A 25,904-nucleotide genomic window follows, 5' to 3' on the forward strand; every position below is an offset into this window, starting at 1 on the left:
CCTCGGCGTAGCCTTGGCGGAGCCGGGACCGGGCGACCCAGTACGCCGAGCCGGTGCGGCCGGAACCGAGAAGCCGCGGCGTACTGGATGCCGCCTTCGCGGGCATGACACCGAGATTGTGGAGGCAACCACCAAAACAAATCCGCCGGAGGTTGGCCTCCGGCGGATCGTCTCATTCAGCAATCACGCCCGGCGTTACGCCTTCATGCTCGCCTTCACGGCCTCCGCCGTGATCGGCAGTGCCCGCACGCGGGCGCCTGAGGCGTTGAAGATGGCGTTGCCGATGGCAGGGGCGACCACAGTCACCGCGGGCTCGCCGACGCCGGTGGCCTTCTCGCCATTGGCGATCACGGCGATGGCAACCTCCGGCACCTGGCTCATGCGCAAGGGCGTGTAGCTATCGAAATTGGTCTGCTCGATGCCACCGTCCTTCAGCGTCGCCTTCTCGTACATCGCCAGCGACAGGCCCCACAGCGCCGCGCCCTCGACCTGGGCACGGATGTTGTCGGGATGCACCTGCGTGCCGACGTCGGTTGCGACCGTGAGCTTCTTCACGGTGACCGCACCCGACGGCGCCACCGCGACATGGGCGACGCACGCCGTCCAGCTCGCGGTTGCGCGCTCCTGCGACGAGACGCAGGCGACCCCCATGCCCTCGCCTTTCGGCAATGGCCTGGTGCCGTAGCCCGACAGTCCCATCGCGGCGAGCAGCGTGTTGCGCAGCCGCTGCGCGCCGCCGTCGTTCTTGCCGGCGCCGTCGAGCAGCGAGATGCGGAACTGCGCGGGATCCTTGCCCGTGGCCGCCGCGATCTCGTCGATCATGCTTTCGACCGCCCAGAAGGTCCAGCCCGGTGCCACCGAGCGGAGCTGGCCGGACGGCGTGGCGTTGTGCGCGAGCTCGTTCTTGATCGCGCGCACATAATGGTTGGGCACGGTGTAGAAGAAGTCGGCCCCGTTCACCGTGAAGCTGTCGAGCGGACCCTTCTTGTCGACCGAGGGCGTCAGGAAATCGGGGATTCCCCAGCGCGCGGTCGGCCAGGCCGAGACCACGTCGTGGCTGAGCGCTGTGAGCTTGCCGTCGCCGTCCACGCCGGCCTTGACTTTTTGATAGGTGAGCGGACGCGAGAAATCCATCGTCATGTCGTTCTCGCGCGAGTAGATCACCTTGACCGGCTTGCCGACCGCCTTCGCCGCCTGCACGGCGGGAATCATCATGTCGGCATCGAGACGCCGGCCGAAGCCGCCGCCCAGCCAATGCTGATGCATGACGACGAACTTCGGATCGATCCCGGCCGCACCCGCAGCGATCGCGCCGGAGCGCGTCGCGAACTGGTTGCCGGAATAGATGTGCAGGATGTCGCCCTTAAACTCCGCAGTGGCGTTCATCGGCTCCAGCGGCGCGTGGATGTTGATGCTGGTGGTGTACTCGGCCTCCACCACCTTGGCCGCCGAGCCGAAGGCCGCGTTGGGATCGCCGTCCTTGACGAAGAACTGGCCGGAATCCTCCAGGCCCTGAAGCCGCTTGGCTTCATCCAGCAGCGACTGGCTCGACAGTTTCGCGTTCGGACCGCCGTCATAGGCGATCTTCAGCGCCTGCGCCGCCTTCTTGGCGTTGGCATAGGTGCTGGCAACCGCAACGACCCAGCCGGAGGTCGTGCCGGTCTTGTCGTCGAGGGTGACGGCCTTGATGAAGCCCGGCACCTTCTTCGCCGCACTGTCGTCGACCGATTTCACCGTGGCCCCGAACCGCACCGGCGGGGTAACCACCGCGCCATAGGCCATGCCCGGCAGCATCACGTCGATGCCGTATTTCGCCGTGCCATTGGTCTTGGAGGGAATGTCGAGCTGCGGCACCGACACGCCGATCATGGTGTATTGGTCCGGCGTCTTCAGCTTGATCGCCTTCAGCTCGTCCGGCGTGAAGGTCTTGGTCGCCTTGCCGCTCTTGACGATGTCGGCAAACGACATCTGCTTCTTCGACTTCGGATGCGAGACGATGGAGTCGCGCACGACGAGCTGGTCCTTGAAGTAGGGCGGCAGGCCCATGGCCGCGGCGGCGGCCTCCGTCAACGCAATGCGACCCGCGGCGCCCGCCCGGCTCATCGCCTCGAAGTTCATCATGGTCGACCAGCTGCCGCCGGTGATCTGTGCGCCTAGCACGGGATCGTTGAACTTCGGATCGTTGGAGGCGAGCGCGACGCGCATGTCGCTCCATTTCGCACCCAATTCTTCGCAGACGATCTGCGCCATGGTGGAGGCAATGTGCTGGCCCATGTCGGCCTTGCCGCAGGTCACGGTGACGAGACCATCCGGCGAGATCGCATACCAGACGCTCGGCTCGAAATTGGCGGGAGCCGCGGCCGAGGCGGAATCGATGCCGGGCACGCCGGCATAGCCGAGCACGAGGCCGCTTGCGGCGGTGCCGACGAGGAAGGAGCGGCGGCTGAGATCGGTCGTCGCGGGGCTGATGTTCTTGACGTGCTCGTTCATGTGGGCCTCCGTTCGTTGCCGGAGGCGGACGCGGTGCGCATCTCGGATGCGGCGCGCATGATCGCCTTCTGGATCCGCGAATAGGTCATGCAACGGCAGAGGTTTCCGTCCATATGCGCCACGACCTCTTCCTTGGTCGGATTGGGATTCTTCGACAGCAGCGAGGCTGCCTGCATGATCTGCCCGGACTGGCAGTAGCCGCATTGCGGCACCTGCTCGGCGACCCACGCCTTCTGCAGGGGATGATCGCCCTTGGCGGAGAGGCCTTCGATGGTGGTGATCTTCTTGCCGGCGACATCGCCGACCATCGTCTGGCACGAGCGCACGGCTTCGCCGTTGACGTGCACGGTGCAGGCCCCGCACAGCCCGGCACCGCAGCCGAACTTGGTGCCGGTCATCTGCAATTGCTCGCGGATCGCCCAGAGGAGCGGCGTGTCGTTCGCCGCATCCACGGACATACTCCGCCCGTTGATGGTGAGTGTTGGCATAGGCGTCTTCCCCTGCCGGTGCATGAAGCCGCTTACGGCGGCAACTTGAATAGCGGACGCCCACCGGGCTGGCGTCAGCCTTGGCGGCGAGAATGATCGGGTTCGCGTGCCGTGGCAAATGCAATTTGGAACGAGTCGAAAAAACCCCTCGCACTTGCGCGTTGTGCGCCGCGCCAACGGCGCCGACGCAGCCACTGGACACAACAGCGCGTGCGCCAGACATGCGTGCCATCGCGTTCAGGCAGTTTCTTCCAGGTAACTTGGCGAAGTAGAATGCAGCCAACCGCGAACCTTACCCTCCCCTGGAGGGGGAGGGTGAAACACTGAGATTGCGGCTAGAACAAAAAGAAAGGGGCGGAAGCAATGCCAAGGATCGATCGGGACGGCGTCAATATCTACTACGAGGTCCATGGCAACGGTCCGCCGCTGCTGCTCACCCACGGTTATTCCTCGACGTCGGCGATGTGGCAAGGGCAGGTCGATGCGCTCGCGAAGGATCACACGCTGATCCTGTGGGACATGCGCGGCCACGGCCAGTCCGATTATCCCGATGATCCCAGCGCCTAGCGAAGCACTGACGGTCGGCGACATGGCGGCGATCCTCAACGCTGTCGGCGCTGAGCGCGCGATCATCGGTGGTCTCTCGCTCGGCGGCTACATGTCGCTCGCGTTCTATCGCACCTATCCGGAAGCCGCCCGTGCGCTGCTGATCATCGACACCGGGCCCGGCTTCAAGAAGGACGACGCGCGCGAGGCCTGGAATGCGCGGGCGCTCGGCACCGCCGACAAGCTCGATCGCGAAGGTCTCGACATGCTGAAGTCGGCGACGCGCGAGCGCGCCAGCGCGAGCCATCGCAACGCCAGGGGATTGGCGCTCGCCGCGCGCGGCATGCTGACCCAGCGGGATGCGCGCGTGATCGAGCTGCTGCCCGACATCAAGGTGCCCTCGCTGATCGTGGTGGGCGCCGACGACACGCCGTTCCTGGCCGCGTCCGATTACATGGCGGCAAAAATCCCCGGCGCACAAAAGGCCGTGATCCCCGCGGCCGGCCACGCCGTCAACATCGATCAGCCCAAGGCTTTTGTTGACGCGGTCGTGCCTTTCCTGAAGAACTTGCCGGCATAGGCCGGACAATGGGGACGTCGACCATGATGCGAGCGATCTTCGCGGCGGGCGCAATGGCGGCGCTGTTGTCGGCAGCGCAGGCCGACCCGTTCGGCACAGTGCCGCCGCGCCAGCCCTTCGTCACGACCTTGTCGAACAATACGCCGCTCGCCTTCGGCATGGATGCCGAGCAGACCGCCCGCGCTCTCGGGCAGCCGCTGCAATATGTGCGCGGGCGTCCCGGCAACGAGATCTATCTCGCGCTTCGCAACATCGGCGGCAGCGGCTTGATCCCCTATCGCCACCGCCTGTTCCTGCAATTCCGTCATGGACGGCTGGCAGGATGGAAGGAGGATTACGGCGAGAACTGGATGTGGGAATAGGTGCTGCCCCTCATCCTGAGGGGCTTGCGCAGCAAGCGTCTCGAAGGATGAAAGGCCCCCTGCCGCTGCATCCCGGCCCTGCATCCTTCGAGACGCGCGCGAAGAGCGCGCTCCTCAGGATGAGGGAAGAGAGTGAATTCCGTGACAACCAAGAAGGACAACCCGCGTGGGACAAGACATCAAGCTGACGGCCTCCGACAATTTCCAGTTTGGCGCCTATCGCGCCGATCCCGGTGGTACGCCGAAGGGCGCGGTCGTGGTGATCCAGGAGATCTTTGGCGTCAATCACCACATCCGCTCGGTCTGCGACCGCCTCGCCGGGGAAGGCTATGTAGCGATCGCACCATCGATCTTCGACCGCACCGCGCCGGGCTTCCAGTCGGGCTATTCGCCCGATGAGATCGCCGAAGCCCGCAAGTTCGTCGCCAACCCCGATTGGGCCGCGATGCTGCGCGACACCCAGGCCGCGATCGACGCGGTGAAGAGCGTGGGCCCGGTGGGCATCATCGGCTTTTGCTTGGGCGGCAGCATCGCCTTTGTCGCGGCGACGCGGCTGTCGGGACTTAAGGCTGCGATCGGCTATTACGGCGGCGCGGTCGTGCGCTTCGCCGACGAGACGCCGAAGGTGCCGACGCAACTGCATTTCGGCGAGAAGGATGCAGGCATCCCGCTGACCGACGTCGAGACCATCAAGTCGAAGCGGCCGGACGTGGAGGTGTTCGTCTATCCGGCCGCGCAGCACGGCTTCCATTGCGACGAGCGCGCGAGCTACGACAAGGCCAGCGCCGACATCGCCTGGCCGCGCAGCATGGACTTTTTCGCGAAGCATTTGAAATAGGGATGAACTCTCTCCACAAGGAGAGACAACTACGCTGCGTCCCCTCGCAGGAATCGGGTGGCTGCATCCTGCCGCCCGGCGATAGAGCTGGCCAATCGAGCCAACTCACGCCGGGAGATCGCCATGCCGCAAGCCATCACGCACCTCGTCATCCGCAATCCGTTCGGAACCATGGATGTCCCCTCACCCGATGATTCCGAGGTGATGGATTATGCCGCGACGGCCACGCTGCCTGGTGATGCCGCGGACGGCAATGCGCCGGCGTGGGCAGCGATCGCGGCGCCATCCGATCCGCTCGAAGGCATCTGGGCGAGCCGCTGGAATGGCGGCGCCGATCCGACCATCGCCGGCGACACGGCGGAGACGTGGAAACAAGGGCGCGCGGAAGTGCGCATCACGGGCAGCCGGATCTATCTGCGCTTCGACTGGGACAATGGCCGCCGGCACGGGCTGATCGAGGCCGCGCACGAGGGCGCGGATCGGCTGGTCGGAAAATACGTCAACCTGACCACGCCGGCGATCACACGGCCATGGGTCGGACGCGTGGTCGACGCTAACAGGATCGACGGATGTTTTCCGGACGGGCGGCTGGATTTCAGACGGTGAGCTAGAACCAGCGCTCGCCGACGAACACGGTGTCGCCGGGGTTCAAGGGGGTGCCGAGCGGCACCACGGCGCGCATGGAGCCGCCGTTCTCGGTGTGCGTGATGGTGACCACGTCGCGTTTGGCGCGGGGCGAGAAGCCGCCGGCGATCGCGACCGCACTCTCGACCGTCATGTTCGGCACGTAGGGATATTGGCCGGGCGCCGTGACTTCGCCGAGGATGAAGAACGGGCGATAGGCCTCGATCTCGACCGCGACCGAGGGCTCGCGGATGTAACCGTTGCGCAGGCGCGCGGCGATCTCGCCGGCAAGGCCCGCCGTGGTGCGGCCGCGGGCCGGCACTGCACCGATCAGCGGCATGGTGATGGATCCGCCGGCGTCGATGGCGTAGCTGTTGGTGAGACCTTCCTGGCCGTAGACCACGACGCGGAGCTTGTCGCCGGCGTCGAGATGGTAGGAAGCGTCATAGCGCACCGGCGCCGCCATCGGCGCGGCGTAGCCGACCGGCATGGGTGCGGGCGAAGAGGCAAAGGAATTACGCAGCGCGCCGATGGCGCCGCCGCCGTCAGCGACGACAACCGGTTGCGGCGCACTGTAGGGCTGGCCATAGGCCATGGAATCGAGATCGGCGCGCGGCTGCATCACCGCGACGGGGCCGGCGGTCTGCATGCAGCCGCCAAGGGTCAGCGCGGCGGACGCTGCCAGGGACGCTGCCAAGATCGACCATCGAAACGCGCGTGCAACCGGCACCGGACCAATCCCTCGAAACGAGACGGCTTAAGTGATGCACCGGTTATGGTTAATAAAGGGTTGAGCGGGGCGGCTGTGACCGTCGCACCCTCCCCCGGAGGGGGAGGGTCGATCGCGCGAAGCTCGAGCGGGGTGGGGTGATCTCTCCACTCGGGCGCTGTTGGATGTGGAGAGACCGTCACCCCACCCCGGCTCACATTTCGCTGCGCTCAATGTGAGCCGACCTACGGGCGAGCTACGCTCGTCCCGGACCCCTCCAGGGGAGGGTAAGCAAGATGCGTCGTCTCGCTTACGCGCTCACGCCGACGCCGATCGGGCAGAACACGCCGGTGCCCCCTAAGCCGCAATAGCCGGCGGGATTCTTCGCCAGATATTGCTGATGGTAGTCCTCGGCGAAATAGAATTCGCCTGATGGCGCGATCTCGGTGGTGATGGCACCGAGACCCCTGGCGGCGAGCGCCTTCTGATAGAGTGCCTTCGACTCGTCGGCCGCCTTCTTCTGCGCATCGGAATAGGTATAGATCGCGCTACGATATTGCGTGCCGACATCGTTGCCCTGACGCATGCCCTGCGTCGGGTTGTGGCTCTCCCAGAACGTCTTCAGCAGCGTCTCGTAAGACACCTTCTTCGGATCGAACACGACCAGCACCACTTCGGTGTGACCGGTTCGTCCCGAGCAGGTCTCTTCATAGGTCGGGTTCGGCGTGTGGCCGCCGGCATAGCCGACGGCGGTGGTGTAGATGCCATCGCCGAGCTGCCAGAACTTGCGCTCGGCGCCCCAGAAGCAGCCGAGCCCGAACACGGCCTGCTCGAGGCCGGCGGGATAAGGCGGCTTGAGCTTGCTGCCGTTGACGAAATGGAAGGTCGCGGTCGGAATGGCTTGCGCACGGCCGGGCAGCGCCTCGGCTGCGCTCGGCAACGCGGTGGTCTTGCGCATGAACAGCATGATTGGATCTCCGCAGACGAGCCGTCCGTCGCCTGAACCAGATGCTCAGGCGGCGTGCTCGCGGTCAGGTGGGAATATAGGGATCTACGCTGGCGAGGGCAGCCTTGTTACGCCGCACGCCTCGCGAGCGCTCAATCGCGGGAATTGAAGATCAATCCCGGCGGGAATCGAAGTTCAATCCCGGCGGGAATTGAAGTTCAATCCCGGGAATAGCCGATCAGCGGTTTCCGCGGCCGGAACAGGATCATCAGCAGGATGCCGAGAATGCCGAGGACGGCGAACACCGGCTGATCCAGCAGCAGGCGGATCACCGAGGTCCAGAGCCAGGGCGCCTTGGCCTCGACCCAGGTGCGGAATGCCGATTGGCTGGCCTGATGGATGTCGTTCCAGAACTGGCCGAACCGGGTGAATTTGAGGGTCTGGTCGGCCACCCAGCGGGCGCCGTCATAGACCATGAAGATGAACCCGCCAGCGAGCAGCAACAGCCCAATCAGTCGGAAAAAACCGCGGATCATGCCTCACCTTATATGGTCGTCCGATCGGAGGAGCCGACAAAACGCCGCCAGCCAATAGCCGGGAGACGGCAGAAATTCAACCTCTTCAGGGCGTTACGACGCCCTGCAGGGCCCCGGGGGCCGCTTTTCCAGCCTGGAAAGCGTTGACGGTGCCGAAGACCCTCTCTATAAGGGCGCCAACTGGCGGCGGGCGCAATCCTGCCGCCGCTGTTCTTTGAGCAGTTGCAGGCTCCTTGAGCTTTGAGCTCTTTGCGGCCTCATGTTCCGGGGACAGCCCAGCAACCGAACACCCTAAATCCGAGCGTCGATTCCGCGGTCAAGCAAGCCGGCGCTACCCGACCAAGACGCGACCGGTACCCGCAAAGGATATTGAGACCATGGCCAATACCACTTCCGCCAAGAAAGCGACGCGCAAGATCGCCCGCCGCACCGCCGTCAACAAGTCGCGCCGCACCCAGATGCGCGGTGCCGTGCGTAACGTCGAAGAAGCCATCGCGACCGGCGACCGCGCCGCTGCCGTGAAGGCGCTGGCGAATGCCGAGCCCGCCTTGATGCGCGCCGCCCAGCGCAACATCATTCACAAGAACAACGCCAGCCGCAAAGTCTCGCGCCTCACCGCGCAGATCGCCAAGCTCGCCAAGTAACGAGCCAGGTAACGGCGAACCAATCGGTCGGCCGATCCGATCGAACATCGCACGCGTCAAACAGCCCGGCATCGCGCCGGGCTTTTTTGTTGCCCGTCATATTCACGCAACCGGTCACGCCACAGTCGATCTTTGATCGGAAGGTTTGCACCGCCTGCGCTATTCTTCGTTCCGTAGTTCTACCTGCCGATGTTTTGCAACAGTGGAAACTTTCACCGCGTTGCAAAAACCCCTGTGCTGCGGGGCTAAGATGAATTCCCGCACGCAGGAGTTCTGCACACCGTAGATTCACCGGAACGCGCGTGGCTGTGGAGTTACCCTGTGAAACGAGACTCAAAAAGCGATGTCTCGCTAATCACTTATCGACATAGCGACCGCAAGCATTTGGAAAATTCGCCGACACGTCCGGCGCATGACGAATTTGTAAAAATTTTTTTAGCAGTGACGGAGAATTGTCACATGATGCCCGGCATTCTCGATTCTGTGCACGAATCCAAAAACTTGCTTCCGAGCCTGTGAACAACTCGCGCGCGTCGTTAACCGAGGTCAAGTTTTTTGACGCCTCAAGTGTGAATCAATTTCGTTGCGAGTCTTTCCGCATAGTGTATTCCTTAAGTCGTCAGCGGCGCCCACGATCTTCAGACCAGCGCGGTTTAGGAAACGGGGCGAGCGTGCAAATCGGCGGCGGTGTGCACGTAGGCGACGCTTCAAAAAGCGAATGTCGGATTAAAAACCCATAGCAATATGGGAATGGTATCTCTTTGTCTGAATGTCTCCAAGCGGGATATTGCGTATCCCGATCTCGCGAGGCGCACGGACATCGCAAAGTTACCCCGACACGAGCGATGGCGAAGCCGAGCGGACGAGCAGTGCAGACGGGCAGGGGCATCAGCGATTTTCGTCGCGGGCGTCTTCAGAAGCAGGACCTTGTCGTGAGCGATCACGGCAGGACGGGGAGGTATCATGTCCTACGGATTCAACGCGGTATTGACACAAGTTCCATCGTTCAACGATGCCGTCTCCGATCCGTCCTGCGTTCAGCCTCCCACATGCGAGGGCGCGTCGAGTACGCGCTGACCTCGCGAACTCTCCATCTCCGACATCGCTGATCTGACCGCGGCGTTTGCGCCGAACGGTCGAGCTATGCCTGACGATGGACTCGCTTGAGGTCGCGCCATGACAGGAAACCCTGCTTGGCGCTCACCACGCAACCTTATCTCTCAAGAGAAGTTTTCTGACGATGACAATGGAACAGGATCGCTGGTCACGCGTGAAGGGTCGGCTGCGCTCGAGCGTTGGCGAAGACGTTTACACGAGCTGGTTTGCGCGCATGGATCTGGAAGGCGTGCAGGAGGAGAGCGTGCGGCTCTCGGTGCCGACCCGGTTCCTGAAGAGCTGGATTCAGGCTCATTATGCCGAGCGCGTGCTGTCGTGCTGGCAGGCCGAGATGCCGGAAGTGCATCGCATCGACCTCACGGTGCGTTCGGCCGTGCGCCCGGTGATACAGCCGAAGGAAGCCCCCGCGCCGGTCGAGACGCGACGCACGCCCACGCCGGAGCTGCGCTCGACCGCGACCGCGCCGGTGTCGGCCAATCATGATGCGCTCGGCGGCTCGCCGCTCGATCCGCGCCTGACCTTCGCGAGCTTCGTCGTCGGCCGTTCCAACACGCTGGCGCATGCGGCCGCGCGCCAGGTCGCAGAAGGTCGCCGCGGCGACCCCGTGATGTTCAACCCGCTCTACATCCATGCCGGCGTCGGCCTCGGCAAGACGCATCTGCTCCAGGCGGTGACCTGGGCCGGCAATTCCGGCAACGAGCGTAAGGTGCTGTACCTGACGGCAGAAAAATTCATGTACGGCTTCGTCGCCGCGCTGAAGACGCAGACGGCGCTGGCCTTCAAGGAAGCGCTGCGCGGCATCGACGTGCTGGTGATCGACGATCTGCAGTTCCTGCAGGGCAAGTCGACCCAGGCCGAGTTCTGTCACACGCTGAACGCGCTGATCGATGCCGGCCGCCAGGTCGTGATCGCGGCCGACCGTCCGCCGTCCGATCTCGAAAGCCTCGACGACCGCGTCCGCTCGCGGCTCGCCGGCGGCCTCGTGGTCGAGATGGGCTCGCTCGGCGAAGAGCTGCGCCACGGCATCCTCAAGTCGCGCGTCGCCGCGGCCCGCGCCCATCATGCGACCTTCGAGGTGCCGGAGGAGGTGCTGCATTATCTGGCGCGCACCATCACCCATAACGGCCGCGACCTCGAAGGCGCGATCAACCGCCTGCTGGCGCATTCGAAGCTCAACAACCGGCCGGTGACGCTGGAGATGGCCGAGCACGAGGTGCGCGACCTGGTCCGGCCGCAGGAGCCGAAGCGGATCAAGATCGAGGACATCCAGCGCGTGGTGGCGCGGCAGTATAATGTCAGCCGCTCCGACCTGCTCTCCTCGCGCCGCACCGCCAACGTGGTGCGCCCGCGCCAGGTGGCGATGTATCTCGCCAAGACGCTGACCTTGCGCTCGCTCCCCGAGATCGGCCGCCGCTTCGGCGGGCGCGACCACACCACGGTGCTGCACGCCGTGCGCAAAATCGAGGCCCTGGTCTCCAAGGACACCGCACTGTCCGAGGAAGTGGAGTCGCTGAAGCGCCAGCTTCAGGAATAAACGCCTAAGGCGCTCCTGCCATTCCCCCGCCGCCCCGGCCATGCCTGGGCGGCGGTTTTCGTTTGGGCGGTAAATCGTGGGAATCGTGCGGAACTGGCCCCCGATCCCTTGAATCCGGGGGCCATCCGAGCCACCTTGCGCGACCCTGGCGGCTTTGGTCATATCGGTTGGATGGCCCTGACCTGCCGGGGTCATCGGTGCCGCGGCGGGGCTTTTCGACCGCCCGGCTTCTTCATTTTGGGGATCGGGCGAGTAGTGCAATGAAGGTTACGGTCGAACGCGCGCAACTCCTGAAGTCACTGGGCCACGTCCACCGCGTGGTCGAGCGCCGCAACACGATTCCGATCCTCGGCAACGTGCTGGTCCGGGCCGAGAACGCCAAATTGTCGCTGAAGGCGACCGACCTCGACCTCGAGGTGACGGAGACGCTGCCGGCGGAAACCGCGACCGCAGGCTCCACCACCGTGCCGGCGCACATGTTCTACGACATCGTGCGCAAGCTGCCGGACGGCTCGCAGATCGTGCTGGAGGCCGACGGCGACCGCGCCGTGCTGGCGATCCGCGCCGGCCGCTCGCGCTTCACGCTGCAGACCCTGCCAGAGAATGATTTCCCGGATCTGGCCGCCGGCGACATGTCGCACTCCTTCTCGCTCGCCGCCAAGGACGTCAAGCGGCTGATCGACCGCACCCAGTTCGCGATCTCCACCGAGGAGACCCGCTATTATCTCAACGGCATCTACTTGCACGCCGCGGGCACGCCCAAGGCTGCGACCTTGCGCGGCGTCGCCACCGACGGCCACCGCCTCGCCCAGCTCGATTTGGTGCAGCCCAAAGGCGCCGAGGGCATGCCCGGCGTGATCGTGCCGCGCAAGACCGTCGGCGAGGTGCAGCGCCTGATCGAGGACACCGACGCCGAGATGACGATCGAGCTGTCGCAGGCAAAAATCCGCTTCACGATCGGTAACGTCGTGCTGACCTCGAAACTGATCGATGGCACCTTCCCCGATTACGGCCGCGTCATTCCGCAAGGCAACGACAAGGAGCTCGTCGTCGACAAGAAGGACTTCGAGAACGCGGTCGACCGCGTCTCGACGATCTCGAGCGAGCGCGGCCGGGCGGTGAAGCTGTCGCTGTCGCCGGGCAAGCTGGTGCTGTCAGTGACCAATCCGGATTCCGGCAGCGCGACCGAAGAGCTCGAGGTCGAATACGCCTCCGACGCCCTCGATATCGGCTTCAACTCCCGCTATTTGCTCGACATCGCCGCCCAGATCGAAGGCGACGTCGCAACGCTCAGACTCGCCGATCCCGGCTCGCCCACCCTGGTGCAAGACCGCGACGACAAGAGCGCGCTGTATGTGCTGATGCCGATGCGGGTGTGAGACGATTTCTCTCTTCTCGTCATGGCCGGGCTTGACCCGGCCATCCATCGAACAAGATGACCTATTGGGTGTATATCCTCACTAGCAAGCCCGGTGGAACGCTCTACATCGGCGTCACGAACAATCTGGTCCGGCGCGTCTACGAACATCGCGAAGGTCTGGCCGATGGCTTCATCAAACGTTACGGGGTGAAGACTCTGGTCTATTTCGAGGCCCATGACACGATCGCCGCTGCCCTTCAGCGCGAAAAGAACATGAAACACTGGTCGCGCGAGTGGAAGATCGATTTGATCGTGAAGGGCAATCCCGCGTGGCAAGACCTATATGATGAAATTGCCCGCTGAAGCGGGCGATGGATTGCCGGGTTAAGCCCGGCAATGACAGAGTGACATGACCCCCTCCCGCATTCATCGCCTGACGCTTACGCATTTTCGCAATTATCGGGCGGCGGGGCTCGAGACGGCGGCTGACATGGTGGCGCTGGTCGGGCCGAACGGGGCGGGCAAGACCAATTGCATCGAGGCGATCTCGTTTCTCTCGCCCGGGCGCGGCTTGCGGCGGGCGACGCTGGAAGACGTCGCTGACAACCAGGGCGACGGGTCCTGGGCCGTCTCGGCGCAGGTCGAGGGCGCGCTGGGGCTGGCCACGCTCGGGACCGGCATCGATGCGCCGCGGCCTGACAGCGCGGTGAGCCGGCGCTGCCGCATCGACCGCGAGCCGGTAGGGTCCGCGACGGCCTTTGGCGACCATATCCGCATGGTGTGGCTGACGCCGGCGATGGACGGGTTGTTCATGGGCGCTGGCTCGGAGCGGCGGCGCTTCTTCGACCGCCTGGTGCTGGCCATCGACAACGAGCATTCCAGCCGCATCAACGCGCTGGAACGCTCCTTGCGCTCGCGCAACCGCCTGCTCGAAACCCGCAATTACGACGACCATTGGTGTGACGCGATCGAGCGCGAGACCGCGGAGCTTGCGGTCGCGGTCGCGGCAACGCGCGGCCAGACCGCGGCAAGGCTCACCGGCATGCTCAATGCGCGCGCGCAGGCCTCCGCCTTTCCCTCGGCGCAGATCGCGCTCGACGGCTGGATGGAGAACGCGCTGCTGACCGAGACGGCGACATCCGTCGAGGATCGCTACCGCCAGATCCTGCGCGACAACCGTCCGCGCGATGCCATCGCCGGCCGCACCACCGACGGTCCGCATCTCACCGATCTCCAGGTGATCTATGCGCCGAAAAGCATGCCCGCGCGTGATGCGTCCACAGGCGAGCAGAAGGCGCTGCTGATCGGGCTGGTGCTGGCGCATGCGAGCCTGGTCGCCGAGATGACCGGCATCGTGCCGCTGCTGCTGCTCGACGAGGTCGTCGCCCATCTCGATCCTAGCAGGCGCGCCGCGCTGTTCGACGAGCTGCGCAAGCTCGGCGCGCAGGTGTGGTTGACCGGCGCGGACCCGGCCGCCTTCGCCGAGATCGGCGCTGGAGGCGAAGTCTTCGACGTCGAGAGCGGACAGGTCTCGTCGCGACGCTAGGCCTCCGGGTTGAACCCGCTCTGTTCCATCAGCGACTAGCTGTCTGAAGCGGCGCCGACGGTGTCGCCGTTGTGCAATCGCGCAGTATTTTTCACGCGCGCGATGTTTGGAGCATAGGCATGACGACGGTAAGGCATGGGGCAACAGCTCCTGCGCGATGGCAACTTCTTGCGTGCGGCCTCGCCCTGTTCGCGAGCTGCCTGCTCGCAGCAAGCGCCGGCGCCTGGGTATCGAATTTGTCGCCACTGTTCTCAATCGCGCTTACGCCGGATCCCGATGCGCGGCTGCCCGCGCCGACCCGCTACCTCTATCGAGGCACCCACACCACCGTGATGCCCGGCGTCGAAGCCCCGCTCCGCACCAGGCTCGAAACCACCGTGCCCGCCGAGCTCGGCGACGTCCTCAGCTTCTATCGCACGGAACTCGGAAAGCTTGGCTGGCAGGAACAGCCCGATGGCGCGGTGATCGCAACCGATCACGCCCAACTCGCTTTCGCCTCCCCGCTGGGGCCGGCCGCACTGCAGCTCGCCCGCAAGGACAGCAGCACCTCGATCCATCTCGTGCAGAAGAACGCCGATGCGGCGACCCGGGCCAATATCATGCCCGAACCCGGCCAGGCCAAACTGGTGTTCAGCAATATCAGCGGGAGGAACGCCGCGCTCACGATCAACGCACGAACCGTCAAGCGCGCCGCCGGCGCCAATGCGGTATCGCTGGATCTGGCGCCCGGCAAGTATTCCTACGAGCTGACCGTACCGGACCATTCAGCCACCACGAACGTCCTCACCCTTGCCGCCGGCGATACCTGGGAGCTCACGATCGGGCGCGACGGCGACGCCTGGCCCCCGCTCCAGCTGTATTGAGCCATGCCTGCCTGATCAGGCCCGTGACGCCGCTCGTACGCCGTCCGTTGAACCTCTCCGGTTCCCATCGCGACTTCTCGTCTGAGGCCGCGCGCCGAGGTGTCGCAGCCTGCCCATGCGCAGGGCGACGGCCCGCGCAACACCCAGGAGTTTGACGATGCGGATGATCCCGCTTGGGGCGCAAGTCCCGGCAAGATGGCTGCTGCTTGCCTGCGGCGTTCTCGCGATGGCGAGCACGTCGTATCCCGCGGACGCGGCAGACGAAAGCTTCGTCGACGTCCATACGCTGCCGCGGCTGGACGGCGCGGTGGAGGATACTTCGCGCCCGGACACCCATCGCGTCATCTACACTGTGCCGACCGCGCTTGCCGCCGCGTCCGACGCCACGAAGAGGCTGCTGAGCGCCGACGGCTGGGTGCCCTATGTGTATCCGCTGGACGAGAAGAGTGCCGCGCTGACCTTCAAGAAAGGACAGCAGGGGCTGCGCGTCTCCTTCACACAGGCGCGCGGGCGCTCCGACCAATCCGCCGTGTTCTACACGCCGAACCGGATCTATGCGAACGTGCCGTTCCCGGACGGCGCGACCGATCTCGTGTTCGACGAGACCCGACCCTATCTCGGCTGCATTGCGCCCGGTGCGTTCGAGGCGACTTCGGAGTTCTTCACGAAGGACATGGCGGCGATCGGCTGGCGCAAGCTCACGCCTGAAACGTCCTCGCGCTGGCCGAACGCCGATCTTCACGAGACCGTCCCGAACGGCGTGCGCGTCTTTTACGATCACCCCGATCGCGACGCGACGCACATCTACCAGAAGCCGGTGATGCTGACCCTGACACGACGCGACGACGGCCGCACCAATGTCGACATCCGGGTGGCGCCGTTCGCGCTGCCCCAGGAGCTCGAGGCCGACGATGACATGGCCGGCCTGCCGCGGCCCAAGCCGACCAAGTCGGCGAGAGGCCTTGGCAGCGCGAGCTCCAACAAGCGCGAGATGTCGGCCGCCGCGATGGCCGAGCTGCCCGCCGTGCTCGCCTTCTATCACCGCGAGTTCGCCGCGCGTGGCTGGCGGGAAGACGGCAACGCGCCGCTCGCGCCCGGCGACGAGATCGCGATCAATGTCTCATCGGCGGAGGAAACCGGCGTGCTGCGGCTCGGCCGCAAATACGATTTCACGATGATCAGTCTGACCGCGCAGGTGAAGGACTCCGCCCTTGCGGCCCGCGCCAAGGCGAAGAAGGAGGCGGACGCGAGGTTCCTCGGCGATGCTTTGGGGGCGGCTCAGCAGCTCATTGCCGCCGACGAAGCCAGGCGCAAGACGCAGGCCGCTTCCCTGTCGGATGCGCCGCTCGCTGCGCTCGCGGGCAGCAACACGCCGGTGCCGCTGCCCGAGACCGCCGAGGGCGTGAAATTCGAGGGCGACGATGGCCGGCTGGAATTCTCCTCGACATCGAGCGTGAAGGCGCTCACCGCGTTCTATCGCGCATCGCTCAAGCCCGCCGGCTGGAAGGAGCAGCCCTCCGTCATCAACCAGCCCAACATGGCGGTGATGGAATTCTCCAAGAGCGGCAAGTCGATCTCGATGACCGTGATGCAGATGGGACCGAAGGTGAATGTCCGCGCCGAGGGATCGGGGCTGGTGATGGCCGCCGCGAAGCCGGCGGCCACCGCGGAAGTGCAGGCCCAATCCTCCGAGCCGCTCCAGCCCGACCCTGAATCCAAGCTCCCCGTGCCGACACAGCGGTCATCGACCTCGCTCGCCACCACCAAAATGCCGGGTAGTGAGATGCCGTTCCGCCGCGAGCTGGCAGCCAGCATCCCGGCCCCGCTCGGCGATGTCCTGGCCTTCTACCGGGCCGAGCTTTCCAAGCTCGGCTGGCAGGAAAAGGCCGACGGCGCGACCGTGTCCGCCGAACGCGCACAGATCGACTTCACCTCGCCGCAAGGCCCGGCCGTGCTCAAGCTCGGCCGCGCCAAGGGCGAGACCACGGTCAGCCTGGCGCAGAAGAATCCGGATGCCGCTGTGAAGGCCGACATCATGCCGAAGCCCGGCCAGGCCAGACTGATGCTCGGCAATATCGGGACGAAGGAAGCCTCGCTGACCATCAACAAGCAGACGGTGAAGATCGCGGCCGGCGCCGGCGGTCCGCAATCGCCGAAAGGCCCGATGCTCGACCTGCCGCCGGGCACGTACCAGTACGCCCTGCGCATGCCCGGGCGCCCGGCCCACACCGAGACCCTCACCGTTGCCGCCGGTGATGCGTGGGGCCTCCTGGTGGGGCCGAGCGGCGACGTGCTGCCGCTGCAAATGTATTGAGGCTGCTGCGCTTCTGGTCTCTCTGCATCGTCATGCCCGGGACAAGTGTTAGCCCGGGCATGACGATGGCCTGCGGTGCCTCAGAGGGCGCCTCGGAACACCCTTCGCGAGCCCGCAAAACCACGCCATTCAACGCCCCGAAACACGCCTTCGAATCGGGCTTTTTGCAGCCCTCTAAATCGGCTTTCAAAAGCCTTGAAAACCGGCCTAAAAACCCCATTTAGTCAAAGGGTTGGCGGAAGATACTTTGCGCTAGGCGCAAGCCCTCTTTCGTGGCACAAATAGCCTGCAAATCAGCGCCTTTTGCGCCGCTGATTCGGGCGACATCTCGAAGGCCTCTCATGACAGAACCTGCTCGGCAGCCCGCTGCCGAAAACGAGCCCTCCAACGCGAGCGATTACGGCGCGGAATCGATCCGCGTGCTCAAGGGTCTCGATGCCGTCCGCAAGCGTCCGGGCATGTATATCGGCGACACCGACGACGGCTCCGGCCTGCACCACATGGTCTATGAGGTCGTCGACAACGCGATCGACGAGGCGCTGGCGGGCCACGCCACGCGCGTCGACGTCGTGCTCAATGCCGACAATTCCGTCACCGTGCGCGACGACGGCCGCGGCATTCCCGTCGACATCCACAAAGGCGAAGGCATATCGGCGGCAGAGGTCATCATGACCCAGCTCCATGCCGGCGGAAAGTTCGACCAGAACTCCTACAAGGTCTCCGGCGGCCTGCACGGCGTCGGCGTCTCCGTCGTCAACGCGCTGTCGAGCAAGCTCGGCTTGCGGATCTGGCGCGACAACAAGGAGCACTACATCGAGTTCGCTCATGGCGATGCCGTCGCACCCCTGAAGATGGTCGGCGATGCGCCGGGCAAGCGCGGCACCGAGGTGACGTTCCTGGCCTCGGGCGAGACCTTCAAGAACATCGAATATGATTTCGCCACGCTCGAGCACCGGCTGCGCGAGCTCGCCTTCCTCAACTCCGGCGTCAACATCGCTCTCTCCGACATGCGTCACGCGGTCGAGAAGCGCGAGGAGATGCACTATTCCGGCGGCGTCGAGGAATTCGTCAAATATCTCGACCGCAACAAGAAGGCGATCGTGCCGGCGCCGATCATGGTGCGCGCGGAAGCCAACGGCATCGGCGTCGAGGCGGCCTTGTGGTGGAACGACAGCTACCACGAGAACGTGCTGTGCTTCACCAACAACATCCCGCAGCGCGACGGCGGCACCCATCTCGCCGGTTTCCGCGGCGCGCTGACGCGCCAGGTCAACGGCTATGCCGAGGCCAATGCGAAAAAGGAAAAGATCGCGCTGACCGGCGACGATTGCCGCGAAGGCCTCACTGCCGTGCTGTCGGTGAAGGTGCCCGATCCGAAATTCTCGTCGCAGACCAAGGACAAGCTGGTGTCCTCGGAAGTGCGCCCGGTGGTCGAGAACGTGCTCAACGAGGCGCTCCAGGCCTGGTTCGAGGAGCATCCCAGCGAAGCCAAGATGATCGTCGGCAAGGTGATCCAGGCCGCCGCGGCGCGCGAGGCTGCGCGAAAGGCGCGCGAGCTGACGCGCAAGAGCCCGCTCTCGGTCTCCTCGCTGCCCGGCAAGCTCGCCGACTGCCAGGAAAAGGATCCGGCCAAATCCGAGCTCTTCATCGTCGAGGGCGACTCGGCAGGCGGCAGCGCCAAGCAGGGCCGCAACCGCGAATTCCAGGCGGTGCTGCCGCTGCGCGGCAAGATCCTCAACGTCGAACGCGTCCGCCCCGACAAGATGCTGTCGAGCGAGCAGATCGGCACGCTGATCACCGCGCTCGGCACCGGCATCAGCGACGAATTCTCGGTCGAGAAGCTGCGCTATCACAAGATCATCGTGATGACGGACGCCGACGTCGACGGCGCCCACATCCGCACGCTGCTGCTGACCTTCTTCTACCGGCAGATGCGCGACATCATCGACGGCGGCTATCTCTATATCGCCCAGCCGCCGCTCTATAAGGTTTCACGCGGCAAGTCCGAGCAGTATCTGAAGGACGAGCGGGCGCTGGAAGACTATCTGATCGACGCCGGCCTCGACGACTGCGTGTACATTCCAGGCACTGGCGGCGACCGGTCCGGCCGCGATCTGCGCGCGCTGGTCGACGATGCCCGCGTGGTCCGCAGCATCCTGCGCAACCTGCACAGCCGCTATAACCGCAAGGTGATCGAGCAGGCCGCCATCACCGGCGTGCTGAACAAGTCGATCTACGGCAATCCCGAGAACGCCGCTGCCGCCGCACAATACATCGCGAGCCGGTTGGACAATCAGGCCGAGGAGGTCGAGCGCGGCTGGATCGGGCAATACGTGGAAGGCCAGGGCTTCCAGTTCGAGCGCACCGTGCGCGGCGTCAAGGAAGCCGCTGTGATCGACGATGCGTTCCTGGGGTCGGCCGAAGCCCGCAAGCTCGACGAGTACACGACGAAGCTGCAGGACGTCTACGCCCGCTCCGGCAAGCTGCGGCGCAAGGATACCGAGCACATGGTCCATGGCCCGGTCGACCTGTTCGAGGCGGTGACCGAGGCCGGCCGCAAGGGCATCTCGCTGCAGCGTTACAAAGGTCTCGGCGAGATGAACCCAGAGCAGCTCTGGGAGACGACGCTGGATACCGACGTGCGCTCGCTGCTGCAGGTGAAGGTCAAGGAGGTCGACGAGGCCGACGACATCTTCACCAAGCTGATGGGCGACGTGGTCGAACCGCGCCGTGACTTCATCCAGGAACATTCCCTCAGCGCGACGATCGATATCTGAGGCTTTGTCGATCTTGGGTTGATCTGCCAGCCGCGCATTCGCTGCAACCTCTCCCGCGTGCGGGGGAGGTCGGCGCGAAGCGCCGGGTGGGGGCTCTCTCCTCGCGGGGACATTCTCCCTAGATTTCGACGATCCCACCGCGGAAGCACCCCCACCCCAACCCTCCCCCGCAAGCGGGAGAGGGAGCGCACCGCCGTCTTGGCTACGAGTCCCATTGCACTCTAAGCCGCCCCTGAACCTCACCTTGAGCCATCGCGACGAAGTGGCATGACTCCGTTGGCCGATTCCGGCCGGGAAGCCCTCACGCCATGGCCGCCTCTGCAGCACCCAGTTCCGCCCAGCCATCCCGCCGGCTCGGCATCATCGGCAGCATTGTCGGTGTGCTGGCGCTGATAGCGGCTGTGCTGCCGCGTTGGGTCGTGCCGATGGTGTTTCCGCCGCCGCCGGCCGACCAGGTGATCGTCGACACCGGACATCGCATCAAGGATCGCCTGATCGCACGCGTGAAGGGCGTGGAGTATCAGGCGCCGAAGGTCGAGAAATCCGCCGGGAGAAGCTGGAGGGAAACAGCTTCCGCCACCGCGGTCGCGCTCGGCCTGCTCGCCATCCTGCTCTCGGTCCTCTCGCTGATCTTCCGGGAGGAACGCCTCCTGGCCGGCGTGGCCGCCATCCTCGGCACCGGCGCCATCGCGATCGAAATCTCCTTCGTCATGATCGGCGCGCTGATCCTGATCGCGATCCTGTATGTGGTGGGGAATATTATCGGCTTGTTCTAAGCCCCCGGGCTGACGGACGGGCCGGAGTCGCGGCCAGCACAATTGCTACCGCGCTCAATTCTCTGTAGTTTCCGCCTCCGAAACAGCCCGACCCATTAACAGGACAGCGAGAACCCCGTGGCGCCCATCCAATATATCGTCGAGGGCGGTCACCGGCTCTCGGGCTCGATCGAGCCGTCCGGCAACAAGAATTCGGCGCTGCCGATCATCGCTGCCGCCCTGCTCACCGAGCATCCGGTGACGCTGGAGAACGTGCCGCGCATCCGCGACACCGAGACGCTGGTCGAGCTGATCCGCTCGGTCGGCGCGGCGGCGGAATGGACCGGGCGCAACACGCTTCATATCCATGCCAAAAGCATCCGCGCCGCCGATCTCGACCCTGAGCTCTGCGTGCGCATCCGCGCCTCGATCCTGCTCGCGGGCCCCCTGCTCGCGCGCTGCGGCGAAGTGATGCTGCCGCCGCCCGGCGGCGACGTCATCGGCCGCCGCCGCCTGGACACGCATGTGCTCGCGCTCGAACAATTGGGGGCAAAGGTCACCGCGACCGATCGGCTCGAATTCCGCGCGCCCAAGCTTGCCGGCGCGGACGTGTTCCTGGACGAGCCGAGCGTCACCGCGACGGAGAACGCGCTGGTGGCGGCGGTCGCCGCCGACGGCGTCACCCATTTGCGCAACGCGGCCTCCGAGCCCCATGTGCAGGACCTCGCCAATTTCCTGGTCGCGCTCGGTGCGAAGATCGAGGGCATCGGCACCAACACCATGATCATTCATGGGCCGGCAACGCTGGGAGAAGCGACCTATCGGATCCAGCCCGACCATATCGAGGTCGGCTCGCTGATCGGGCTTGCCGCCGTGACGCGCTCGCCGCTTCGCATCACGCGCGCCGGCGTCGAGCATCTGCGCTCGATCCGCATGGGATTTGAGCGGCTCGGCATCGTCTGCCGGGTCGAGGGCGACGACCTGATCGTGCCGTCGAACCAGACGCTGAAGATCCAGGACGATTTCGGCGGCCACGTGCCGAAGCTGGAGGACCAGCCATGGCCGGCCTTCCCGGCCGATCTGATGTCGATCGCGATCGTCACCGCCACGCAATGCGAGGGCGTGATCCTGATGTTCGAGAAGATGTTCGAATCCAGGATGTTCTTCGTCGACAAGCTGATCGCGATGGGCGCGCGCATCGTGCTGTGCGACCCGCACCGCGCCATCATCGCCGGGCCCAGCCGCCTGCACGGCGCGACCATGACCTCGCCCGACATCCGCGCCGGCATGGCGATGCTGCTGGCCGCCGTATGCGCCCAGGGCACCTCCACCATCAACAACGCCGACCAGATCGAGCGCGGCTATGAGCGCATCGAGGAACGGCTGAACGCGCTCGGCGCGAAGATCAAGCGCGTGCCGGAGCGGAAGGGCTGAGGTTCGCCCTCATCCCAACCACAGTATCGTAGGGTGGGCAAAGCGGAGCGTGCCCACGCATCTGTTGGATATTGACGAGGTCGTGGGCACGGCGCTAACGCGCCTTTGCCCACCCTACGAGACCGAGCTAGCGGACAGAGCACCTCACCTCTCGTTCTCACGGGCCATGTTTTCGTCGCGCGGCCGTGCTATTGAGCGCGCCATGCTCGACACCGTCCAACATCATTCGCAGCCGCAAGCTGGCGTGCCGCAGAACCATCTCGCCGAAGAGTTCGTCGAGACGCTGCGGCTTGCCGTGCCGATGATGCTGACGCAGCTCGGGCAGATTGCGATGATCACGACCGATCTCGCGCTGATCGGGCGGCTTGGCGAGGATGCGGTGGCCGCGGCGGCGCTGGCGCACACGGTCTATTTCGTCAGCTTCACGTTCGGGCTCGGATTGATGGCCGCGGTGTCGCCGCTGGCGGCGCAGGCGTTTGGCGCCGGAGATGTCAGGCTGATCCGCCGCTCCTTGCGCGTCGGCCTGTGGGTCGCGCTGCTGATCTCGCTGCCGATGATGGCCTCGCCGCTCTATGGCGAGCGGATCCTGCTCGCGCTCGGACAGGCGCCGCAGTCGGCCGCGCTGGCCCAGCGCTATCTCAACGGCCTGGCCTGGGGCATCGCGCCGGCGCTCGGCTTCATCGCGCTGCGCAGCATGATGAGCGCGGTGAACCGGCCGCAGCCGCCGCTCTGGATCACGCTCGCGGCAATCCCGGTCAATGCCGCACTGGTCTATGCGCTGATTCACGGCCTGTTCGGCCTGCCGGAGCTCGGCCTGTTCGGCGCCGGACTTGCGACCACGATCGTCAACCTCGGCACGTTCGTCGCCGTGCTCGCGATCGCAGGGCTGCGCAAACCGTTTTCGGACTACCGCCCACTCGCCCGCCTGTGGCGGATCGACTGGCCCCTGATGCGTCAGCTGATCGCGATCGGCGCGCCGATCTCGTTTTCGCTGCTGCTGGAATATGGCCTGTTCTCCTCGGCAGCGCTGCTGATGGGGCTGATCTCGACCGCCGCGATTGCCGCGCATCAGATCGCGCTGCAGATCACCGCCGTGCTGTTCATGGTGCCGCTCGGCATCGGCATGGCGGCCACCGTGCGGGTCGGCCACGCCTTCGGCCGCGGCGAGCCGGCCGCGGTGAAGCGCGCAGGGCTCGTCGCCGCCTTGCTCGGCATGGCGCTCGTCTCCGCCCTGACGATCGCCATCATCCTCGGCCGCTACCAGTTGGGCCGGCTGTTCTTCGGCAGCGGCGAGGCGAGCGCGGCCACCATCGAGCTGACCGCGACGCTGCTGCTGGTCGGCGCCACCTTCTTCATCGCAGACGGCCTGCAGACCATCATGGGCGGCGCGCTGCGCGGCATCAACGATACGAGAATGACGCTGCTGTTCGCGGCAATCGGCTATTGGGGCATCGCCTTTCCCATCGCCTGGGTACTGGCCTTCAACGCCGGGCTCGGCGCGGTCGGCGTCTGGGTCGGGTTTTCGGTCGGGACGTTCGTTTATGCCGGGCTCTTGATCTTGCGCTTCCGGATGCTGACGCGCAGACTGGCGGGATGAACGGGACCATCCGCGAAGTCACGCCTGAGGTCGATGCCGACACGCTGCTGGCAGGCGCGCAATTCGTCGACGCGTTTCGCGTCGAGATCGGCGCAGCGACGGTGAATGCCCGCGAGGCCTGCACCCGGATGGTGCTGCACGGGCCGCGCTGGATCGACGTGCTGCTGCGCCTCCGTAATATTCTGGTGACGCCGTTCGGGCTGAAGACATCAGGCGAAGACGCACCGGCGCCGCACGGATTGATCGGCCTGTTTCCGGTCGTCAGCGAAACGCCGGAGCGGCTGGTCGCGGGCTTCAACGATTATCATCTCGACTTCCGCATCGTGGTCGATGTTGCAGGAGGTGCCACAAGCCGGCAGGTGACCTCGACCACGCTGGTGCGGACGCATAATCTTCTGGGCCGAACCTACCTCGCCCTCATCACACCCTTCCACAAGCTCGTCGTCCGCGCCATGATGGGGCGGATCGTGGAGCCGGCGCGATGACGCTGTCCGTCGATCTGTTCTTCTCCTTCCGCAGCCCGTTCAGCTATCTGGCGCTGCCGAAGACGCTGAAGCTCGTCGAAGACTACGACCTCGCGGTGAATCTGCGGCCGGTCTACCCGCTCGCGGTCCGCGTGCCCGGCTTCTTCAAGAAGGCCAGCCCGAACTTCATTCGCTATGTGGTGCTCGACAGCACGCGCGTGGCGCAGCACGAAGGCATTCCGTTTCGCTTTCCCCGGCCCGATCCGATCGTGCAGGACAAGACGACGTTCGATGTCGCGGCCGAGCAGCCCTACATCCACCGCCTGACCCGCCTGGGCGCCATGGCGCAGCTCGAGGGACGCTCGCTCGCATTCACCTCCGCGATCGCGCGCGTGCTGTGGGACGGCTCGGTGGCGGGCTGGAACGAAGGCGAACATCTCGCGCGCGCCGCCGAGAGCGCCGGCTTCGACCTCGCCGCGATGGATGAAGCGATCAGCGCCGACGCGGATCGCTACGAGCAGGTGATCGCCGGAAACGAGAACGATCACGCCGCCTCCGGCCATTGGGGCGTGCCGACCTTCGTATTCGAGAACGAGCCGTTCTTCGGCCAGGACCGCATCGATCTCTTGCTCTGGCGCATGCAGGGCAAGGGGCTGACGAAGCTTCCGGGCCGACGTTGACGAACACCGCCCGTGTTCAGCCCACCGGCCCCGGGGTCCAATTGTCCCCTGCAAGCGGACTCACTTTCACATCGGGAATGACTCCGAGGTCCATGCTTGGATCGAAATGGCGCATCGTCCGCTCATTGAGATCAATGATGCGGCCAGGTCTTAGTGGCCCCACGTCATTTATCTTGACGATCACCTTCTTGCCCACGGCTTCGACGAGGGCATATTTCGGCCTCGCGCCAAATTGAACCCCACCGAATTTGCGACGCAAGCTCGTCTTGATGGCAGCCGTCCAGGCAGAGGGATCATAACGCTCGCCGGTGGCTGTCTTCGGACCGCCCTCCTCCTTGCCGGGCTTGAACGGATTGTATGTGGACGCCGCGCCAACGATCGCATCGCCAGAGGCGGCATCGACGACGTCACTTGAGTGATCCCCGCGTGTTTCACTTCGAGCAACGGCAACAGAGAAGGCGAGCGCAACCAGGGCGCCGCAAATTGCGGCGCTCGAGCGGAATAGCATCATAAGTCCTGTGATTTTTTAGATTGTCCGGTTCCAGAACCGCAAACGTGGTCAAGCGAACGCAGAAGCGTTCATGAACTTGCGCCAATCGTTTTGCGGATTCGAGCCAACCCCTGGCTACGGAACCGTCGTGGGAACCGGAGTGGCCCTCACGTAGTGTTTTAGCTTCACACCGACTAAGACAGAGATTGCG

At 65.0% G+C, this 25,904-nt stretch carries 22 protein-coding genes and 1 pseudogene; 17 read left to right on the plus strand and 6 right to left on the minus strand.

What is annotated here, in order from left to right; all coding sequences use genetic code 11:
* Window positions 1-195: 195 nt before the first annotated feature.
* Both RAD10_RS03395 and RAD10_RS03400 read right to left on the minus strand, forming a co-directional pair.
* Window positions 196-2,490 (minus strand): xanthine dehydrogenase family protein molybdopterin-binding subunit, encoded by a 2,295-nt coding sequence (locus RAD10_RS03395; RefSeq protein ID WP_461616329.1) that lies wholly within the window; start codon window positions 2,488-2,490, stop codon window positions 196-198.
* Window positions 2,487-2,978 (minus strand): (2Fe-2S)-binding protein, encoded by a 492-nt coding sequence (locus RAD10_RS03400; protein WP_028139556.1) that lies wholly within the window; start codon window positions 2,976-2,978, stop codon window positions 2,487-2,489. The genes RAD10_RS03395 and RAD10_RS03400 overlap by 4 nt, the downstream gene beginning before the upstream one ends.
* A gap of 363 nt (window positions 2,979-3,341) precedes the next feature.
* Here RAD10_RS03400 and RAD10_RS03405 point away from each other — a divergent pair.
* The 4 genes and pseudogenes from RAD10_RS03405 (at window position 3,342) to RAD10_RS03420 (ending at window position 5,910) form a co-directional block, all read left to right on the plus strand.
* Window positions 3,342-4,104: pseudogene (locus RAD10_RS03405) on the plus strand (alpha/beta fold hydrolase).
* Between the two features lie 23 nt (window positions 4,105-4,127).
* Window positions 4,128-4,466: a hypothetical protein gene (locus RAD10_RS03410; RefSeq protein WP_461616330.1), complete on the plus strand. Its 339-nt coding sequence runs from the start codon at window positions 4,128-4,130 to the stop codon at window positions 4,464-4,466.
* A gap of 166 nt (window positions 4,467-4,632) precedes the next feature.
* Window positions 4,633-5,304, plus strand: a complete 672-nt coding sequence (locus tag RAD10_RS03415; RefSeq protein ID WP_461616331.1) for a dienelactone hydrolase family protein — start codon at window positions 4,633-4,635, stop codon at window positions 5,302-5,304.
* A gap of 123 nt (window positions 5,305-5,427) precedes the next feature.
* A complete protein-coding gene (locus tag RAD10_RS03420; protein ID WP_461616332.1) occupies window positions 5,428-5,910 on the plus strand; it encodes a hypothetical protein in 483 nt (160 codons plus the stop codon).
* 1 nt (window position 5,911) lies between these two features.
* Here RAD10_RS03420 and RAD10_RS03425 read toward each other — a convergent pair whose 3' ends face one another.
* From RAD10_RS03425 to RAD10_RS03435, 3 genes are all read right to left on the minus strand, one after another.
* Window positions 5,912-6,658: a polysaccharide biosynthesis/export family protein gene (locus tag RAD10_RS03425; protein WP_461616333.1), complete on the minus strand. Its 747-nt coding sequence runs from the start codon at window positions 6,656-6,658 to the stop codon at window positions 5,912-5,914.
* A 289-nt stretch (window positions 6,659-6,947) separates the two neighbouring features.
* Window positions 6,948-7,604 carry a peptide-methionine (S)-S-oxide reductase MsrA gene (msrA, locus tag RAD10_RS03430; protein ID WP_461616334.1) on the minus strand — a complete coding sequence of 219 codons (657 nt, stop codon included), beginning with the start codon at window positions 7,602-7,604 and terminating at the stop codon, window positions 6,948-6,950.
* Between the two features lie 197 nt (window positions 7,605-7,801).
* Window positions 7,802-8,119 (minus strand): hypothetical protein, encoded by a 318-nt coding sequence (locus RAD10_RS03435; RefSeq protein ID WP_461616335.1) that lies wholly within the window; start codon window positions 8,117-8,119, stop codon window positions 7,802-7,804.
* Between the two features lie 377 nt (window positions 8,120-8,496).
* Between RAD10_RS03435 and rpsT the strand changes: the two genes are divergently transcribed.
* The 13 genes from rpsT (at window position 8,497) to RAD10_RS03500 (ending at window position 25,203) form a co-directional block, all read left to right on the plus strand.
* Window positions 8,497-8,763 (plus strand): 30S ribosomal protein S20, encoded by a 267-nt coding sequence (rpsT, locus tag RAD10_RS03440; RefSeq protein ID WP_018319466.1) that lies wholly within the window; start codon window positions 8,497-8,499, stop codon window positions 8,761-8,763.
* Window positions 8,764-10,003: 1,240 nt separating this feature from the next.
* The gene (gene dnaA, locus RAD10_RS03445; RefSeq protein WP_461616336.1) at window positions 10,004-11,413 is read left to right on the plus strand and encodes a chromosomal replication initiator protein DnaA; all 1,410 of its coding nucleotides are present in this window, start codon (window positions 10,004-10,006) and stop codon (window positions 11,411-11,413) included.
* Window positions 11,414-11,673: 260 nt separating this feature from the next.
* Complete coding sequence (gene dnaN, locus RAD10_RS03450) at window positions 11,674-12,792, plus strand: DNA polymerase III subunit beta (protein WP_018319464.1); 1,119 nt, start codon at window positions 11,674-11,676, stop codon at window positions 12,790-12,792.
* A 56-nt stretch (window positions 12,793-12,848) separates the two neighbouring features.
* Window positions 12,849-13,136 (plus strand): GIY-YIG nuclease family protein, encoded by a 288-nt coding sequence (locus RAD10_RS03455; RefSeq protein ID WP_461616337.1) that lies wholly within the window; start codon window positions 12,849-12,851, stop codon window positions 13,134-13,136.
* A gap of 46 nt (window positions 13,137-13,182) precedes the next feature.
* Window positions 13,183-14,319 (plus strand): DNA replication/repair protein RecF, encoded by a 1,137-nt coding sequence (gene recF, locus RAD10_RS03460; protein ID WP_091962119.1) that lies wholly within the window; start codon window positions 13,183-13,185, stop codon window positions 14,317-14,319.
* A gap of 119 nt (window positions 14,320-14,438) precedes the next feature.
* Complete coding sequence (locus RAD10_RS03465) at window positions 14,439-15,182, plus strand: hypothetical protein (protein ID WP_461616338.1); 744 nt, start codon at window positions 14,439-14,441, stop codon at window positions 15,180-15,182.
* A gap of 157 nt (window positions 15,183-15,339) precedes the next feature.
* Window positions 15,340-17,496, plus strand: coding sequence for a hypothetical protein (locus RAD10_RS03470; RefSeq protein ID WP_461616339.1), 2,157 nt, complete (start codon window positions 15,340-15,342; stop codon window positions 17,494-17,496).
* 341 nt (window positions 17,497-17,837) lie between these two features.
* The gene (gyrB, locus tag RAD10_RS03475; RefSeq protein WP_461616340.1) at window positions 17,838-20,273 is read left to right on the plus strand and encodes a DNA topoisomerase (ATP-hydrolyzing) subunit B; all 2,436 of its coding nucleotides are present in this window, start codon (window positions 17,838-17,840) and stop codon (window positions 20,271-20,273) included.
* 308 nt (window positions 20,274-20,581) lie between these two features.
* Entirely contained in the window at window positions 20,582-21,049 is a 468-nt protein-coding gene (locus RAD10_RS03480) for a hypothetical protein (RefSeq protein WP_461616341.1), read from the plus strand.
* Between the two features lie 117 nt (window positions 21,050-21,166).
* A complete protein-coding gene (murA, locus tag RAD10_RS03485; RefSeq protein ID WP_028139540.1) occupies window positions 21,167-22,462 on the plus strand; it encodes a UDP-N-acetylglucosamine 1-carboxyvinyltransferase in 1,296 nt (431 codons plus the stop codon).
* Window positions 22,463-22,664: 202 nt separating this feature from the next.
* A complete protein-coding gene (locus tag RAD10_RS03490) occupies window positions 22,665-24,059 on the plus strand; it encodes an MATE family efflux transporter (protein WP_461616342.1) in 1,395 nt (464 codons plus the stop codon).
* Window positions 24,056-24,544, plus strand: a complete 489-nt coding sequence (locus tag RAD10_RS03495; RefSeq protein ID WP_461616343.1) for a DUF2867 domain-containing protein — start codon at window positions 24,056-24,058, stop codon at window positions 24,542-24,544. The genes RAD10_RS03490 and RAD10_RS03495 overlap by 4 nt, the downstream gene beginning before the upstream one ends.
* On the plus strand, window positions 24,541-25,203 hold the full coding sequence (locus RAD10_RS03500; protein WP_461616344.1) for a 2-hydroxychromene-2-carboxylate isomerase: 663 nt from the start codon (window positions 24,541-24,543) through the stop codon (window positions 25,201-25,203). Before RAD10_RS03495 ends, RAD10_RS03500 begins: the two co-directional genes overlap by 4 nt.
* Before the next feature lie 16 nt (window positions 25,204-25,219).
* Here the strand turns inward: RAD10_RS03500 and RAD10_RS03505 are convergent, their stop codons facing one another.
* Window positions 25,220-25,714, minus strand: a complete 495-nt coding sequence (locus RAD10_RS03505) for a septal ring lytic transglycosylase RlpA family protein (RefSeq protein WP_461616345.1) — start codon at window positions 25,712-25,714, stop codon at window positions 25,220-25,222.
* Between the last annotated feature and the right edge of the window lie 190 nt (window positions 25,715-25,904).

The organism is Bradyrhizobium sp. 23AC, from assembly GCF_054863025.1.